Source organism: Alishewanella sp. d11, assembly GCF_049390205.1.
Classification (GTDB): Bacteria; Pseudomonadota; Gammaproteobacteria; order Enterobacterales; family Alteromonadaceae; genus Alishewanella.
Genome location: NZ_CP186547.1, coordinates 2,099,237 through 2,114,627 on the forward strand (window position 1 = coordinate 2,099,237; position 15,391 = coordinate 2,114,627).

General features: G+C 44.4%; 20 protein-coding genes. 11 read left to right on the plus strand and 9 right to left on the minus strand.

Features of this window, described 5'->3' with window-relative positions; all coding sequences use genetic code 11:
- Positions 1-29 precede the first annotated feature (29 nt).
- From lptB to ACO1PK_RS09515, 6 genes are read right to left on the minus strand one after another with little or no spacing between them, the layout of a single operon-like run.
- Positions 30-752 (minus strand): LPS export ABC transporter ATP-binding protein, encoded by a 723-nt coding sequence (gene lptB, locus ACO1PK_RS09490; RefSeq protein ID WP_423185399.1) that lies wholly within the window; start codon positions 750-752, stop codon positions 30-32.
- Positions 749-1,240 (minus strand): lipopolysaccharide transport periplasmic protein LptA, encoded by a 492-nt coding sequence (gene lptA / locus ACO1PK_RS09495; protein WP_423185400.1) that lies wholly within the window; start codon positions 1,238-1,240, stop codon positions 749-751. The genes lptB and lptA overlap by 4 nt, the downstream gene beginning before the upstream one ends.
- Positions 1,230-1,784 (minus strand): LPS export ABC transporter periplasmic protein LptC, encoded by a 555-nt coding sequence (gene lptC / locus ACO1PK_RS09500; protein ID WP_423185401.1) that lies wholly within the window; start codon positions 1,782-1,784, stop codon positions 1,230-1,232. Before lptC ends, lptA begins: the two co-directional genes overlap by 11 nt.
- Positions 1,781-2,335 carry a 3-deoxy-manno-octulosonate-8-phosphatase KdsC gene (gene kdsC / locus ACO1PK_RS09505; protein ID WP_423188194.1) on the minus strand — a complete coding sequence of 185 codons (555 nt, stop codon included), beginning with the start codon at positions 2,333-2,335 and terminating at the stop codon, positions 1,781-1,783. The genes lptC and kdsC overlap by 4 nt, the downstream gene beginning before the upstream one ends.
- 1 nt (position 2,336) lies before the next feature.
- Positions 2,337-3,302: a KpsF/GutQ family sugar-phosphate isomerase gene (locus ACO1PK_RS09510; RefSeq protein WP_423185402.1), complete on the minus strand. Its 966-nt coding sequence runs from the start codon at positions 3,300-3,302 to the stop codon at positions 2,337-2,339.
- A 20-nt stretch (positions 3,303-3,322) separates the two neighbouring features.
- Positions 3,323-4,288 (minus strand): calcium/sodium antiporter, encoded by a 966-nt coding sequence (locus ACO1PK_RS09515; protein ID WP_423188195.1) that lies wholly within the window; start codon positions 4,286-4,288, stop codon positions 3,323-3,325.
- A gap of 297 nt (positions 4,289-4,585) precedes the next feature.
- On the opposite strand from ACO1PK_RS09515, the gene mlaF reads away from it, so the two are divergent.
- From mlaF to murA, 7 genes are read left to right on the plus strand one after another with little or no spacing between them, the layout of a single operon-like run.
- On the plus strand, positions 4,586-5,389 hold the full coding sequence (gene mlaF / locus ACO1PK_RS09520; protein WP_423185403.1) for a phospholipid ABC transporter ATP-binding protein MlaF: 804 nt from the start codon (positions 4,586-4,588) through the stop codon (positions 5,387-5,389).
- Positions 5,386-6,168 carry a lipid asymmetry maintenance ABC transporter permease subunit MlaE gene (gene mlaE, locus ACO1PK_RS09525; protein WP_423185404.1) on the plus strand — a complete coding sequence of 261 codons (783 nt, stop codon included), beginning with the start codon at positions 5,386-5,388 and terminating at the stop codon, positions 6,166-6,168. The genes mlaF and mlaE overlap by 4 nt, the downstream gene beginning before the upstream one ends.
- A 3-nt stretch (positions 6,169-6,171) precedes the next feature.
- Positions 6,172-6,636, plus strand: coding sequence for an outer membrane lipid asymmetry maintenance protein MlaD (gene mlaD / locus ACO1PK_RS09530; protein WP_423185405.1), 465 nt, complete (start codon positions 6,172-6,174; stop codon positions 6,634-6,636).
- Positions 6,636-7,301 (plus strand): MlaC/ttg2D family ABC transporter substrate-binding protein, encoded by a 666-nt coding sequence (locus ACO1PK_RS09535; protein WP_423185406.1) that lies wholly within the window; start codon positions 6,636-6,638, stop codon positions 7,299-7,301. The genes mlaD and ACO1PK_RS09535 overlap by 1 nt, the downstream gene beginning before the upstream one ends.
- A gap of 3 nt (positions 7,302-7,304) precedes the next feature.
- Positions 7,305-7,598 (plus strand): STAS domain-containing protein, encoded by a 294-nt coding sequence (locus ACO1PK_RS09540; RefSeq protein WP_423185407.1) that lies wholly within the window; start codon positions 7,305-7,307, stop codon positions 7,596-7,598.
- A gap of 9 nt (positions 7,599-7,607) precedes the next feature.
- Positions 7,608-7,865 (plus strand): BolA family protein, encoded by a 258-nt coding sequence (locus tag ACO1PK_RS09545; protein WP_189434009.1) that lies wholly within the window; start codon positions 7,608-7,610, stop codon positions 7,863-7,865.
- Between the two features lie 8 nt (positions 7,866-7,873).
- Positions 7,874-9,130: a UDP-N-acetylglucosamine 1-carboxyvinyltransferase gene (gene murA, locus ACO1PK_RS09550; protein WP_423185408.1), complete on the plus strand. Its 1,257-nt coding sequence runs from the start codon at positions 7,874-7,876 to the stop codon at positions 9,128-9,130.
- 37 nt (positions 9,131-9,167) lie between these two features.
- On the opposite strand, the gene ACO1PK_RS09555 is transcribed toward murA, so the two are convergent.
- The 3 genes from ACO1PK_RS09555 to ACO1PK_RS09565 form a co-directional block, all read right to left on the minus strand.
- A complete protein-coding gene (locus ACO1PK_RS09555) occupies positions 9,168-10,253 on the minus strand; it encodes a trypsin-like peptidase domain-containing protein (RefSeq protein ID WP_423185409.1) in 1,086 nt (361 codons plus the stop codon).
- A gap of 95 nt (positions 10,254-10,348) precedes the next feature.
- The gene (locus ACO1PK_RS09560) at positions 10,349-11,698 is read right to left on the minus strand and encodes a Do family serine endopeptidase (protein WP_423185410.1); all 1,350 of its coding nucleotides are present in this window, start codon (positions 11,696-11,698) and stop codon (positions 10,349-10,351) included.
- Positions 11,699-11,787: 89 nt separating this feature from the next.
- Entirely contained in the window at positions 11,788-12,231 is a 444-nt protein-coding gene (locus ACO1PK_RS09565) for a YhcB family protein (protein WP_423185411.1), read from the minus strand.
- A 123-nt stretch (positions 12,232-12,354) separates the two neighbouring features.
- Here ACO1PK_RS09565 and zapE point away from each other — a divergent pair, with 123 nt between their 5' ends.
- From zapE to petA, 4 genes are all read left to right on the plus strand, one after another.
- Positions 12,355-13,449, plus strand: a complete 1,095-nt coding sequence (gene zapE, locus ACO1PK_RS09570; protein ID WP_423185412.1) for a cell division protein ZapE — start codon at positions 12,355-12,357, stop codon at positions 13,447-13,449.
- Between the two features lie 201 nt (positions 13,450-13,650).
- Complete coding sequence (gene rplM / locus ACO1PK_RS09575) at positions 13,651-14,079, plus strand: 50S ribosomal protein L13 (protein WP_189434003.1); 429 nt, start codon at positions 13,651-13,653, stop codon at positions 14,077-14,079.
- A gap of 12 nt (positions 14,080-14,091) precedes the next feature.
- Positions 14,092-14,484 carry a 30S ribosomal protein S9 gene (gene rpsI / locus ACO1PK_RS09580; RefSeq protein WP_189434002.1) on the plus strand — a complete coding sequence of 131 codons (393 nt, stop codon included), beginning with the start codon at positions 14,092-14,094 and terminating at the stop codon, positions 14,482-14,484.
- 306 nt (positions 14,485-14,790) lie between these two features.
- The gene (gene petA, locus ACO1PK_RS09585; protein ID WP_423185413.1) at positions 14,791-15,381 is read left to right on the plus strand and encodes a ubiquinol-cytochrome c reductase iron-sulfur subunit; all 591 of its coding nucleotides are present in this window, start codon (positions 14,791-14,793) and stop codon (positions 15,379-15,381) included.
- The last annotated feature ends 10 nt before the right edge of the window (positions 15,382-15,391 follow it).

Consider the following 15,391-nt stretch of genomic DNA (forward strand, 5'->3'; position numbering starts at 1 on the left):
CAAACACGATTTGTGCAGTTTCTAATTAACTATAGTCTGAATTGCTCACCTAGGTATACATCGCGTACCTGTTGATTAGCAAGTACTTCTTGCGGTGAGCCAGCGGCGATAAGTTCACCATGGCTGACAATATAAGCAATTTCACAGACATCTAAAGTTTCGCGCACATTGTGATCAGTAATTAAAACCCCGATACCCCGTTGGCATAGGTGTTGAATAATTTTTTTGATATCTAATACGGAAATGGGATCTACACCAGCAAAAGGCTCGTCGAGCAAAATAAAAGCCGGATCTGCGGCTAACGCTCGAGCTATTTCAACCCTGCGCCGTTCGCCACCTGATAATGCCATGCCAAGACTATTTTTAATATGGCCAATATGAAACTCTTCGAGTAAATCATCGGCCAATTCGAGTCTGCGTTGTGTCGTTAAATCTTTGCGTGTTTGTAAAATCGCCAGCAGATTTTCGTGCACCGTTAGTTTACGAAAAATCGAGCTTTCTTGCGGCAGGTAGCCGATGCCGGCTCTGGCGCGTTGATGCATGGGATCAAAGGTAATATCTTGTTCATTCAAACTGATTGAGCCTTTGTCTGAGGGGACTAAGCCGACAATCATATAGAAAGTCGTCGTTTTACCTGCACCATTAGGTCCGAGTAACCCCACGATCTGGCCAGCATTGACTTCAAGACTGACATCCTTAACAACTTGACGACCTTTGTAACTCTTTGCCAGATGCGATGCCACTAACTTCATGGATTTTCCTTGATTTCAGGAGTAAATATCGTCGTTACACGGCGATTTTGCTCACTTTCGGCACTGATTTGCTGGGTCGCGATATTGTATCGAATGATGGCGCCTTGGACTAAACTGCCGCTTTGGCTTAATTCTGCATTACCTGTTAAGGTAAGTGTGCGACTTGCTAAATCATAACGGATTTCATTGGCTTGTGCCGCCACTTCTTTACCATCCTCTAAGACTTGGCTATAGGTAGCAGGAGAGCCTGAAGCAATTAATACCTCATTACCTCTGCCGGCACTGGCATTGGCCTCTAAGCGCGACGCTTTGATTAACATACTACCCTGTCTGACTTCTACATTTTCTCGATAAATAGAAATATTATCTTGAATAGAGGCTTCCCAAAAGTCTGAGCGTACATCAACAGGTTTTGTATAATCTGCTGTTGCGGCCTGGATAGGATTAATGCTGAGTAGCAAAGTACAACACAACGTTTTAATGTTCATTATGATAAATGGTCTCCAAATGCCTGTTTAGCAATAAGTGTTTGTCAGAGAGGCGGGCTTCTAGGCCAATACCTTTAACATTAAATCCTTGTCCTAAGATAGCAACGGCTTCGTGGGTTTGGATTTTTTTCTCTGGTAAAAGGAGTTCCAGCGATACAGTAGTAATGCTTTGTATCAGCTGATCAGGCATAAGGTTTTGTAACACGACTTGTTGTTCCAGAATAATTTTATCTTCGGGAAACCAAACCGCGTGTAGGCTACTCATTTCCCATGCTGGCTGATGTTCGCTATTAAACAATGTATAACGGGGTAAGTTAAACTGAGTGAATCCGAGCGCTTCAAAATGTTCAAGTTTTGTTGCTTGGATATGGTCTGCAAGAAAGCCATCTTTATCAAAGATGCGCATGGTAACATTCTCTGCAATATAATCTGGCTGGAACTCACGATCTAGTGCCAGATCTTGCTCGGTAGTTTGCGGTTTAAACCATAAATAGGCCGCCAGTAACACCAGCAAAAACACTGTAAAGACCATGCTTTTTCTCATGAGCTGCTACCGTCAAACTGCATAAAGCGTTCCTGCGTAATTAACAATAAATCACATACTTCTCGAACTGCACCAAAGCCACCAGGCAATGTCGTTTTTAAATGGGCAAAGCGTTGTAGGTAGGGATGGGCATCGCGAACAGCAATGGCTAGGCCACAATGTTGCATCACTTGCCAATCCGCTAAATCATCACCTATATAGGCAATATTTTCCGGTTTAAGTTGCAGCTGGTGCTGTAATTGCGCAAAAGCAGCCAGTTTATTTTCTTGTCCCTGATAGATATAAGGCACGGTTAAGGCTGTCATGCGTTGTTCAACAATGACTGAATTACGCCCAGTGATCACCGCGACTTCAATACCTGCTTGTCGCAGCGCTTTAATACCGTAGCCATCTCGGGTATGAAAGGCTTTTAGTTCTTCACCATCATTTCCAAGATAAATGCGTCCGTCAGAAAATACCCCGTCTACATCACATATCAGCAATTTGATCTGACGCGCTCGTTCCAAAATAGCCGCCGGCACGGGCTGGTACAGTTGTTCATACAGCGACATATCAAAGCACCCCTGCACGAAGTAAGTCATGCATATTCATTGCACCAATGGGTTTTTGCTGTTCGTTCAAAATTATCAGGCCATTTATTTTCTTCTGCTGCATAATATTTAATGCTTCCGCTGCCAGCGTCTCGGCTTTGGCTGTAATGCAGTTTATTGTCATGACGTGTTCAATGGCTGTGGTATGGATATCTAATTTTAGATCTAAGATACGTCGCAAATCCCCATCCGTAAAGATGCCAGCCAGCTTACCCTCATCATTAACTACTGTGGTCATGCCAAGGCCTTTGCGTGAGATTTCTAAAAGTGCATCTTTGATGGTGGCTAAACGATGAACAATAGGCACTTGCGATTCTTTGTGCATAATATCTTCTAATCTGAGCAGGAGTTTTTTACCTAAACTGCCACCAGGATGAGAGAGCGCAAAATCATCAGCAGAAAAACCGCGCGCATCTAATACGGCAACAGCCAGTGCGTCGCCCATGGCTAAGGTTGCTGTTGTACTGGCGGTAGGCGCTAGTCCTAAAGGACAGGCTTCTTTTGGCACACTCACGCAGATATGTACGTCGGCAAGTTGAGCCAGTGTGGAATCCGGTTTACCCGTCATGGCAATTAGTGGAATGCCCATGCGTTTTATCACGGGCACTATGGTCAGTAATTCTGCCGTTTCACCTGAGTTGGAAATGGCCAGCACGATATCACCAGCTGAAAGCATACCGAGATCGCCATGACTCGCTTCGCCAGGGTGTACAAAGAAGGCTGGGGTGCCTGTGGACGCGAAGGTTGCTGCAATTTTGTTGGCAATATGGCCTGATTTACCGATACCACTGACAATCACCTTGCCAGTGTTTTGCAAAATAAGGTGACAAGCTTGATCAAAGTCTTCATTTAAAAACTGTTCGAGTTGCTGTACTGCTTCGGCTTCAATCTTTAGCACGGCCAAGGCTTGTGGTTTAAATGATTGCATGGTTTCTATCCTGCCAAGCGTTATGAAAGCTGGGAAAACAATAAGTATTGATAGCCAAAAAAGCCGCACAACAAAAGTGCCCCTTCATAGCGATTTATCCGTTGCTGACGGCCAAATTTGATGGACATGAGTAACATCGCAATCGTGGCTGCTATCATGACATAGCTATCACGCGTTCCGGCATTTATATCAAGTGTGGCTGGACCAATAATGGCACCCAAGCCAAGCACGGCAAGAATGTTAAAAATATTAGAACCAATAATATTACCCAGCGCGAGATCATCTTCGCCTTTTAGCACACCAATAACGCTAGCGGCAAGCTCTGGTAAGCTAGTGCCAATAGCAATAATGGTTAACCCAATAACCAGTTCACTCAACCCAGCATATTTAGCAATAGTGACCGCGCCATGGACTAAGAGTTGTGAGCTAGCAAGTAATAAAACTAAACCAGCAATAATCCAGAATGCGGCTAGCAGATTTGAAGTGGCCTCAGGAATTTCGGCCTCTAACTCTGCAATAAGTGGATCATCCGGTGCTGCATTTTTCCCCCAGAATACCAGTAGGGCAATAAAACCGACAAAACAAACCAGCAGAAGAATGCCTTCAGTTCGCGTTAAGTTATGATCTGATAAAACATAATACCCTAGTAGGGTAAATAAAATGAGCATCGGAAATTCGCGCTTGATGGTCAGTGAAGCGACCATGATGGGCTTGAGTAACGCCACTAAGCCAATGACGAGCAGTATATTGGTAATGTTTGAACCAATTGCATTACCTACGGATGTATCCAGACGCCCTTGCGCGGCAGCGGTCGCTGAAACTAACATTTCTGGCGCCGAAGATCCCATAGCAACAATGGTCAGACCGATGATCATGGGTGACAAACCGCTGTTACGGGCAACAGAGGATGCGCCATAAATGAACCGATCTGCACTCCAAATAAGTAAAACCAAGCCAACGATCACAAAAATGATGGCTAAAAACAGAGGTGATATCATAGTGTCCGGTAACATTCGAAGAATTGTCAGGCTATTTTCACGCTTCTCGCGTCTAATTGCAAAAAAACCTCAATTCCGCGTATTACTCCAGCGGCCTTTCGATTTCGCGCATATTTTGTTACGAAATTTTGTAACGACTTACCCTTGTTTTCCGTTTACAATAATCCAACTTAGTCGTTAGGGATAGATTGCAAACATTCACGTCTGTATGTATGAGTGTGGTGGTTATCTTTAGGTATAATACCGATTGCGCTTTTGGGTAAATAAACTTGGTGGAGAGCCAATTTGACTGATGTGTTAGTTAATATTAAAAACCTGAATTTTTCTCGAGGGGATAGGGCTATCTACCGAGATATGAATATGCAGGTTGTTCGCGGCAAAGTCACCGCAATTATGGGACCAAGCGGTATTGGGAAAACCACCTTGTTACGGCTGATTGGTGGACAATTAAAACCAGATAGTGGTGAAATTATTTTTGATGGTCTGAATATCCCAGCTTTATCACGTGCTGAGCTTTATCAGGCTAGAAAAAAAATGAGTATGTTGTTTCAAAGCGGTGCATTATTCAGTGAGATGTCTGTCTTTGATAATGTTGCTTTTCCATTGCGCGAACACACTCGTTTATCGGAATCTTTGATTCGAATTATCGTGTTGATGAAGCTAGAGTCGGTTGGTTTACGGGGTGCCAGAGACTTGATGCCTGCAGAGCTCTCAGGTGGTATGGCTAGGCGCGCTGCCTTGGCAAGAGCGATTGCTTTAGATCCTGAGCTCATCATGTACGATGAACCCTTTGCTGGGCAAGATCCTATCTCTATGGGCGTTATCGTTCGTTTAATTCGTGAACTTAATAATGCACTTGGTTTGACGTCTATTGTGGTATCGCATGATGTCAGTGAAGTGATGAGTATTGCCGATTACGTGTATGTTGTTGCTGACAAAACAGTCATAGGTCAAGGCACACCTGACCAGTTAAGAGCCGATCCATCACCGTTGGTACAGCAATTTTTAAAAGGTGAAGCTGATGGCGCTGTGCCATTCCACTACAAAGCGGCGGCCTTTGAAGATGAATTAATGGAGCTGGTAAAGTGATCGCAAACAGATTACAAAAAATTGGCCAGCAAACACTTGATACTATAAGTGGTTTTGGCCGTGCTGGCGTCATGCTATTTGGCGCAATTGTAGGCAAACCTGACTTCAGGAAGGGCTGGCCTTTATTAGTTAAGCAGCTGTATGTCATTGGTGTGTTATCGCTAATGATCATTTTAGTTTCTGGTTTGTTTATCGGCATGGTACTCGCATTGCAAGGGTATACTGTGCTGGTTAAGTTTGGTGCTGAAGGCATGCTTGGCCCTTTGGTATCACTTAGTTTGTTACGCGAGTTGGGACCTGTTGTCACTGCTTTATTATTTGCTGGTCGAGCAGGCAGTGCGTTAACCGCAGAAATTGGCTTAATGAAAGCTACAGAACAGCTCTCCGGAATGGAAATGATGGCGGTAGATCCATTACGCCGCATTATTGCGCCGCGTTTTTGGGCTGGCGTTATAGCTATGCCTTTGCTTGCCTTGGTGTTCAATGCGGTAGGTATTTTAGGTGGACACTTGGTTGGTGTGGAATGGCTAGGTGTGGATGCTGGTAGTTACTGGTCTGCAATGCAAGCAAACGTAGACCTGTACCAAGACGTTTTCAATGGGGTAATCAAAAGTATCGTGTTTGCCTTAATTGTCATATGGATTGCATTACACAAAGGTTTTGACGCTGTGCCAACCTCTGAGGGGATTAGTCGAGCGACCACCCAAACTGTGGTAACTGCCTCGTTGGCCGTATTAGGCTTTGATTTTGTTTTAACAGCATTAATGTTTGGTGGATAAAAAATGACCGCACGTAAAATTGAAATTTTGGTAGGCTCCTTTATTGTTCTCGCTTGTGCGGCATTTTTGATGTTGGCATTAAAAGTTGCGGGCAGTGGTTTGGGGGGGGCTACGCAAACCTATACCCTGCATGCACAATTTGACAACATTGGAGGGTTGAAGGTGCGCTCGCCTGTGAAAGTGGGGGGCGTAGTTGTTGGAAGAGTCAGTAAGATTGAATTGGATAGAGTAAGTTACAATCCCATTGTGTCTTTAGAAATCAATGCAGAATACAGTAATTTTCCTGAAACCAGTTCTGTGGCTATTTTGACATCAGGCTTATTGGGTGAGCAATACGTTGGCTTATTGCCTGGCTTTGTGGACGATACCGTTTTGATGCTTGCTAACGGCGATACTATTGAAGACACGCGTTCTGCTATCGTGCTGGAAGAGTTGATTGGGCAGTTTTTATTTAACCGGGGGAATTAATGAATAACTTTATACGTAATATTGGGCTGACCTTTGCTCTGATTCTGCTTGCTGCCATGCCAGCTTCAGCAACAGAAACTTTTACTGATCCTTCTAAAATGATTGAAACGGTAGCGGATAAAACGTTCAATAGAATTAAGACGGATCAGCCAATAATCCAACAAGATTTGGAGCATTTACGCACCATTGTCATCGAAGAATTACTACCTTATGTCGATAGCCGTTATGCAGCAGCTGTTGTGGTAGGAAGAACGGTTGATATTCGTGAAAATCAGCAAGCTTTTGATGAGTTTGTTAAAGCGTTTGAGCAATATATGATTGGTTCCTATGCAGGTGTTTTAACCTACTACAAAGAACAGAAAGTGATGATTGAGCCAGCAAAGGCGCCTGCAACCCAAAGTATTATTACTATTCGCACTAGAGTTATCGATCCGGGAAAGCCTGATATCGTTATTGATTTTAAACTTCGCCGTCCTCGCAATGCGGAGACTTGGTTGGTTATTGATATGATCGCTGAAGGTATCTCTTTATTGGATAGTAAAAGAGCAGAACTCAACAATATGATTCGTCAGCAAGGTTTACCGGCAGTCACAGCATTATTGCTGGAGCGGGCGAAAGATCCGGTCAAGATACCGGATAATGACACTGCAAATGCGTCGGAGTAACTTGTGTCGTTGACGATTACACAAAACAACCAAACATTGGTCTTTAATGGCAAGCTAGATCGTGAAACATTAATGCTGTATTCACCTTTCAGCTTGTTAAATACCTTGTCTGGAAAGGTAACCTTTGATTTTACTGCCCTAACCAATGTAGACTCAGCCGGGTTAGCCTGGCTGATTCAACAATTAGCGCGAGCCAGAACAATTAATCTGCAAATAGAAATTAAATCCGTTCCGGCACAACTATTGTCATTGGCAAAGGTCAGTGCCGTAACTGCAATTTTACCCATAATAGATTAAGGTGTAGTTATGGAGATACAACAGATAGAGCAGCTGCTGAAAGAGCAGTTACAACTGTCAGAGGTTTATGTTAAAGCTGAAGGTTCGCATTACGCTGTTACCGCAGTGGGTGATTGCTTTGATGGTTTAAGCCGTGTTAAGCAGCAACAGCTGGTTTATAGCCCACTGACAAACGCTATAGCTGATGGTTCTATACATGCCCTAAGTATCAAGGCCTTTACGCCGCAGCAGTGGCGCAGAGAAAAACTTTTAAACCCACCGCTCTGAGATACACTATGCAACAGTTTTTAGTTACTGCTAATGGCCCTTTACAGGGTGAAGTAACCATTTCGGGTGCCAAAAATGCCGCCCTGCCCATTTTGTTTGCCAGTTTACTCGCCGAACAACCTACCACAATCACTAATGTCCCTTCACTAAAAGACATAGAAACAACCTTTAAGTTGTTACAGCTGTTTGGGGCTAAGGTTGAAAGTTCAGGGAATACGGTTCGTGTTGATGCAAGTCAGATTAACAATCAGTTTGCACCCTATGAGTTAGTAAAAACAATGCGTGCGTCTATTTTAGCGCTGGGCCCTTTATTGAGTCGTTTTGGTCAAGCGGAAGTATCCTTGCCCGGTGGTTGTGCTATAGGTGCTCGTCCTGTAAATCTGCATATTGATGGTTTACGGAAAATGGGGGCAGAGATTACCGTTGAAAATGGTTATATCAAAGCCAGTGCTAAACGCCTGAAAGGCGCGCATTTAGTGATGGAGATGGTCAGTGTTACCGGCACTGAAAACCTGATGATGGCGGCAACGCTTGCTGAGGGGAAAACCACTATAGAAAATGCGGCTCGTGAACCAGAAATCGTCGATTTAGCGAATTATCTGAATACTTTAGGCGCTAAGATTAGCGGGGCAGGTACTGACACGCTAGTCATCCATGGCGTACAGGCGTTACAAGGCGGTGAGCATCGCGTATTACCTGATCGAATTGAAACCGGCACCTTCTTAGTAGCTGCAGCTGTAACTGGCGGAGATATTGTTTGTCGTTCAGCTGCTCCGGCAGATTTAGAAGTGGTGCTTGAGAAATTACGTGAAGCGGGTGCCGAAGTGACAACCGGTGATGATTGGATCCGTTTGAACATGCTTGGCCGCAAACTCACCTCTGTCGATGTGAAAACAGTACCACATCCTGGCTTTCCAACAGATATGCAAGCGCAGTTTACTGTGCTTAACGTGATTGCTGAAGGGGTGGGCGTGGTTACCGAAACCATCTTCGAAAATCGTTTTATGCATGTCCCTGAATTGCAGCGTATGGGCGCTAAAATTCGCTTAGAAGGCAATACTGCTGTCTGTCAGCATAGCCCCTCTCTAAATGCGGCTCAGGTAATGGCAACTGATTTACGCGCTTCTGCCAGTTTAGTGATTGCGGGGTTAGTCGCCACAGGCACTACCGTGGTTGATCGTATTTATCATATCGATCGTGGTTACGAGAAAATTGAACACAAGCTGCAAGCTTTAGGTGCGCATATTCAACGCGTTGATGGTTAGTCTACCAATTAAAAAAAACCGCCAGCTGGCGGTTTTTTTAACGACGAGATAGCTCTCTTACCACAGTAGGGATGCTTAAACGTTGTCCATTTCTATCTACAGTGATCACTAATTCAGAATTCGGCGCCGTTTCAGCAATGAAATTAAGCGCTTGCTGGGTGTTTTGAAATGTTCTGCCGGCGATTTCTAGAATAATATCGCCAACTTGTAACCCAGCAACAGCGGCAGGCCCGCCAGTAGTTACCTTGGTGAGTAGCAAGCCATACATGGGCTGTCCAGAAGAGAGCAGCAGATCCCCCGCGGCATTGACAACCGCTTGCCCTTCGACATCCAGATGACTGCGTGTCACTCTGCCATGCAAAATCAGTTTTTGCATAATATTTCTGGCAAGTTGATAAGGCACGGCAAAGAAAATACCTTGAATATCTTGATTTTGTACCTGAAAAGCAGCTGCGTTGATGCCAACCAAGGTACCATTACTATTGACCAGGGCGCCGCCAGAGTTGCCCTTATTGATTGCCGCATCCATCCGCATAAAGTCAGGATAACCTCTAGAGCTTAAGCCGGTATTGCCATTCGCGCTAATTATCCCTTGGGTGATGGTTTGCCCCAAGTTTAGCGGGTTGCCAATGGCTAAGACTAAATCGCCCACCTGAGGCTCTATCGTCGGATCTTGTGGGATAACCGGTAGGTTATCTGCGCGGACATAGAGCACCGCCAAATCAGAAATTTCATCCTGACCAATAACAACGGCTTCTAACAGCCTGCCATCTTGTAATGCCACTTCAATATGATCAGCGCCATAAACAACATGGAAATTGGTGAGAATATAGCCGTCTGCTGACATGATTACGCCCGAGCCAAGTTCTTGTCGTTCTATAGTTCGAGGGCGAAGTGAACGCGGGTCAACTATACGACTTCGGGTATAAACATTGACGACAGCGGGTGCGGCACGTCGAACTGCCCGATGGTAAGATACGGGTTCAGGAAGTTGTTCTTGTGCTTTAAATTGCCATAGTGGAGTGGTTGTTCCGGTAAACTGCGGGAACAGCATAAGTAACAGAAAGGCCAAAGCCAGCCCATAAGCGATACTTTTGATAAAAAATAACAACAATTTGCGCACAGTGCAGTATCTTGCTAGAAGAATAATTAACCTAGCATAGCATTTTTTAGAAAGCGGCAGAAGTTATCACTTACTGCCGCTGTAGAATAAATTGCTTAGCGAATCAAAATGTACAGCTGCTCATTGCCTCGACGAATATACAATGCAGCCACGCCGCCTTCACGGTTTTCTAATAAACGGCGTAGTTCCGCTAAATTAGTCACGCGCTGTCGATTGACACCGGTAATAATATCACCTTGGCGCAGGCCTACCTGTGCTGCTGCAGAGTTTGCTTCAAGACCGGTAATCTCAACACCGTTATCGCCATTATTTAAAGTGGCACCTTGCAACATGGGGTGTAATTGCGTCGCGGAAATTTGGCCTGTGCTCGCTTCTTGCAGGATGACTTTAACACTCTGTTCTTTGCCATCACGAATGATGCCCAAAGTAGCTTCACGACCAGCACCCAACGTAGCGATTTTAGCCCGCAGCTTGTCAAAACTATCGATATTATTGCCATTCATGCTAACAATGACATCACCAGATTTTATACCCGCTTTTGCTGCTGCGCTTTCAGGTATGACTTCTCCGACAAAGGCGCCCCGGTTAACTTTTAACCCTAATGCTTGGGTAAGTTCAGCGTTAATATTGCTGCCTCTCACACCCAAACTACCTCGGCGAATTTCACCAAATTCGATGATTTGATCAACTAAATTTCGCATCATATTAGTGGGTATGGCAAAACCGATACCGACGTTACCGCCATTAGGCCCCAGAATTGCGGTATTAATACCGATAAGTTCACCGCGAAGGTTGACTAAGGCACCACCTGAATTACCGGAGTTAATCGCGGCATCGGTTTGGATATAATCCTCTAATCCCTCGTTTAGGCCGGTGCGGCCAAGTGAGCTGATAATGCCAGATGTCACGGTTTGCTCTAAGCCGAAGGGATTACCAATGGCAATGGCATAATCGCCAACCCGTAATTGGTCTGAATCGGCCATCGGTAATTGCGTAAGATTTTTGGCTTCAATTTGCAGCAACGCAATATCACTTTCAGGATCGGCGCCAAGCTTTTTAGCGCTAAAGGTGCGACCATCTTTCAGCCGAATTTGGATTTCTGAGGCATCTTGAACGACATGGTTATTGGTAACAATGTAGCCTTTTTCTGCATCAATGATTACGCCAGAGCCTAAGCCTCGAAACGGTTGTTCCCGTCTGAGTTCGCCTTGCCCACGGCCGAAAAATTGTTGGAAAGCGTCTGGAACGCGCTGGCGAACTTCACGGCTGCCAGCTACAGAGACATAGACAACCGCTGGTGTTGCTTTTTCCAGCATGGGGGCCAAGGTTGGCATTTCCTGATTGTTTTTACCAAAAAAAGGTAAATTCGCCTGCACGGGTGCAGCAGGAGCCAACAACATTGCTGTCATCACAGCAGCACTGAGCAAAGAAAGTTTTTTATTCATCGCGTAATAGTCTCCTTTTACAAATGTCCGACTAAGAGCCTTAAGTAATAAAAAAAGTTCTAAATTAACTTTTTAAAAAGTGTAAAACTTTATAAACCATCCTTAGTTGGACGTTCTTTAATTAATCCACTTGCCTCTCCAGAATAGTCTTTGGGCTGTTGTTCTACCTGTGAATGTTGCCGCCGCCGCTCATTTAATTGATGTAAAGATTGCTTTATTTGCTGCGTAGTGTCTGTGGCAAAAAAGTTTACTTCATCGCGCGCGTTTACCGGTTGTTCAACCAGTTGCATTTTCGATTGCTGCACATGACGAGCAATGCGTGCGTAGTTATCTTGCAACTGACTCATTAATTGATTGGTAGTTTCTAAATGCTCAGACACATCAAGCCGATATTGCGTTAATTGTTTACGACTTTCGTCAAGCTCTTGTTGTAGTTTGTGTTGGCCAAACTGCTTTAGGCTAATTACACGTGCCATAATTGCCCCAACGACTAACCCAATCCCCAATCCAACCACTAACCATGTATAGTCCATACAAACTCCTAACGATGAAATTCTTTACTAAGTGTACCCTAACTTCTTATACAAGGTGGTAAGGCATGTTAGTATTATGACCTATATTTGAGGGTAAATTCTGAGAGTTTCAAGTTAAAGCCCATGACACCATTGAAAAAATACCAGCAAGACCTAACTCGGCCTGATTTTCATCATGATGCCGCCCAAGAGTTTGCCGTTAAGCAGCTGCAGCGTTTATTTGATGATTTTGTCCGTCGTCCACCTAGTACTAAACCTAATTTTTGGCAGAAAGTAACAGGCAAGGTGCCTTTGCAAGCCCCATTATTGGGCCTGTATTTTTGGGGCGGCGTGGGCCGAGGTAAAACCTATTTGGTGGATACGTTTTTTGAGTGTTTACCTACTACACGTAAAATGCGCGTGCATTTTCATCGCTTTATGCACCGTGTCCATGAAGAGTTAAAGTTACAGAAAGGCGTCAGTGATCCTTTAGAAAAAATTGCGGATAAGTTCAAGTCAGAGACCGATATTATTTGTTTTGATGAGTTTTTTGTATCAGACATAACCGATGCCATGATTTTAGGCACCCTGATGCAGGCCTTATTTGCTAGAGGTATTACGTTGGTAGCAACGTCCAACATTGAACCTGACGGACTTTATCGTAATGGTCTGCAGCGGGCACGGTTTTTACCTGCTATTGACCTTATTAAGCGTCATACCGCAGTGATTAATGTCGATAGCGGGATCGATTATCGGTTACGCACCCTAGAGCAGGCTGAGATTTATCATTATCCTCTAGATCAGCAGGCTGAAGAAAACTTACAGCATTATTTTATGGCGCTTTCTGTTTCGCCACGACAAGGCGAAACAGCGATCGAAGTCGCTAACCGCCAGTTAAAGGTACGTGCAGAAGCAGATGGTATTGTCTGGTTTGCGTTTAGTGAATTATGTGAAACGGCGCGCAGCCAATATGACTATATCGAATTGAGTCGATGTTATCATACGGTGTTGCTCTCTGGTGTACTGCCTATGGGGCAGCAAAACGATGATGTAGCACGTCGCTTTCTTGCGCTAGTTGATGAATTTTATGAGCGGCATGTTAAGTTAATTATTTCAGCTGCAGTGCCGCTTGAAGAGTTATATCAGGGAGGGCTGCTTAGCTTTGAATTTAAGCGTTGTTTAAGTCGTTTACAAGAAATGCAGTCTCATGAGTACTTAGCCAGCGAGCATTTACCTTAAAAGTGGCAAATAGCAGGTTTTTTTCGAAAAGCCTGCTGATCTTTCAGATTGTTTAATATATAATCCGCGCCCGGCCGACGTTACAGCCTTGCACTGCCGTTAGCCCGGCAGTTTTGTACTCGAAGGGGTGCGATAACGACATTGCTGCATCAGCCCTGCACAGTGTCAGGTGTAACTTAAGTTATTTTGGAATAGGTTTAGATGAAAACTTTTACTGCAAAACCAGAAAGCGTTACCCGCGACTGGTATGTTGTTGATGCTAACGGCAAGACGTTAGGTCGTATTGCAACTGAAATCGCTTCACGTTTACGTGGTAAGCATAAGCCGGAATACACGCCGCACGTTGATACTGGTGATTACATCATCGTTATCAATGCTGAGAAGGTCGCTGTAACTGGTAACAAAGCTCAGGCGAAAATGTACTACTCACATACTGGTTTCCCAGGTGGTATCAAAGAAATCAACTTTGAGAAATTGATTGCTAAGAAACCAGAAATGGTTTTAGAGTCAGCTATCAAAGGTATGTTGCCAAAAGGCCCACTGGGTCGCGCTATGTTCCGTAAGTTAAAAGTTTACGCCGGCGCAGAGCATCAGCATGCTGCTCAGCAACCGCAAGTTTTAGATATTTAATCGGAGCATAACATGGCACAGAATCAATACTACGGAACTGGTCGTCGTAAAAGCTCAACGGCCCGCGTTTTCTTAAAAGCTGGTTCAGGTAACATTGTTATCAATCAGCGTGGCCTGTCAGAGTACTTCGGTCGTGAAACTGCCTGTATGGTAGTAAAGCAGCCTTTAGAACTGGTTGATATGGTTGAGAAATTTGACTTATACATCACTGTTAAAGGTGGTGGTATTTCTGGTCAAGCAGGCGCTATTCGTCACGGTATCACCCGTGCACTGATGGAGTTTGACGAATCATTACGTCCAGCATTACGTAAAGCGGGTTTCGTTACTCGTGATGCGCGTAAAGTTGAGCGTAAGAAAGTGGGTCTGCGTAAAGCACGTAAGCGTCCACAGTACTCAAAGCGTTAATTCGTTTTTGGTGCTCAAAACCCGGCCTTGTTGCCGGGTTTTTTATTTGGGTATTTGTAATAAATATCATAACAATGATTCATAACATAATAGCTCAGACATCTACGCTAAACACATGTACTGTATGACAAACAATACTGCTTTAGTGGAAATAATGCGAAGATATTATTCATTCAATTTGCCTTAATCCTTGTGCAATGCAAGGCTTTTCATTATGATCTGCTATATTTTTCAATTATAATAATAGCTGAATTTCAGCCGCTTAAATTTTGTACTTTTTAAGCGTTTCAATGTGGAGATGAGTGGATGAGCAATGCGCCTGTAGATCATGGTCGCCGCCGCTTCCTAACTATCGCGACCTCTGTTGTGGGGGGCGTTGGTGCTGTAGGAGTAGCTGTGCCTTTTATTGCGTCCTGGAATCCGAGTGAGAGAGCAAAGCAAGCCGGTGCGGCCGTTAGTGCTGACATCAGTAAACTCGAGCTAGGACAGTTAATTCGCGTAGAATGGCGTGGTCGGCCTGTTTGGATCGTCAAACGTACGGAAGAAATGTTAAATCAGTTAGCTGATACCGAGAGCCGCTTGCGTGATCCAGGCTCAGAGCAACCTCAGCAGCCTGCTTATGCACAAAATCGCCATCGTTCGATTAAACCAGAAATTTTTGTGGCAGTTGGTATTTGTACCCACTTAGGTTGTTCTCCAACCTATTTCCCATCTGATTTTTCTGCACAAGTTGAAGGCATCAACTCGGGTTTCTTCTGCCCATGTCATGGTTCGCGCTTTGATATGGCCGGTCGGGTTTTCCAAAATGTACCTGCGCCAACCAACTTGGTTGTTCCTCCGTATACGTATACTGATGACAACACCATCTTAATTGGTGAAGACGAGGGGGCTGCCTAATGTTTAAAAA